The sequence below is a fragment of the Mesorhizobium sp. WSM4833 genome, assembly GCF_055811095.1.
Genome location: NZ_JBVVQG010000045.1, coordinates 1 through 715, shown reverse-complemented (window position 1 = coordinate 715; position 715 = coordinate 1). Strand labels below are relative to the sequence as shown.

2 protein-coding genes are annotated in these 715 nt (G+C 61.8%); both read left to right on the top strand.

Annotation, left to right across the window (positions count from 1 at the left end; all coding sequences use genetic code 11):
* Positions 1-288: co-chaperone GroES (groES, locus tag AC0L2D_RS31795; protein ID WP_366214797.1), on the top strand; the 288-nt coding region annotated here is incomplete at its 5' end.
* Between the two features lie 62 nt (positions 289-350).
* Positions 351-715, top strand: a 365-nt coding sequence (locus tag AC0L2D_RS31790) for a TCP-1/cpn60 chaperonin family protein (protein WP_473544111.1), incomplete at its 3' end; no start/stop codon positions are given.

Genomic DNA, 715 nt, shown 5'->3' with positions numbered 1-715 from the left:
TCGAAGTTCCGCCCGCTTCATGACCGCGTGGTCGTTCGCCGGGTCGAATCCGAATCCAAGACCGCTGGCGGGATCATCATCCCCGACACGGCAAAGGAAAAGCCGCAGGAAGGCGAGATCATCGCTGTCGGCTCCGGCGCTCGTGACGAAGCTGGCAAGCTGGTCCCGCTGGACGTCAAGGCCGGCGACCGCATCCTGTTCGGCAAGTGGTCGGGCACCGAAGTCAAGCTCAATGGCGAAGACCTTCTGATCATGAAGGAATCCGACATCATGGGCATCATCGGCTGATATCAGGCCTTTCCGTCAACTGAATTCCCGGGCTCGATCGAAGCCCCTGCCAGGAGCTAAAAATGGCTGCCAAAGACGTAAAATTCTCCCGTGATGCCCGCGAGCGCATGCTGCGCGGCGTCAACATCCTCGCCGACGCGGTGAAGGTCACGCTCGGCCCCAAGGGCCGCAACGTCGTCATCGACAAGTCGTTCGGCGCCCCGCGCATCACCAAGGACGGCGTCACCGTCGCCAAGGAAATCGAGCTTGAAGACAAGTTCGAGAACATGGGCGCGCAGATGGTCCGCGAAGTTGCTTCGAAGACCAACGACATCGCCGGCGACGGCACCACGACCGCGACCGTTCTGGCGCAGTCGATCGTCCAGGAAGGCCACAAGGCCGTTGCCGCCGGCATGAACCCGATGGACCTGAAGCGCGGCATCGATCT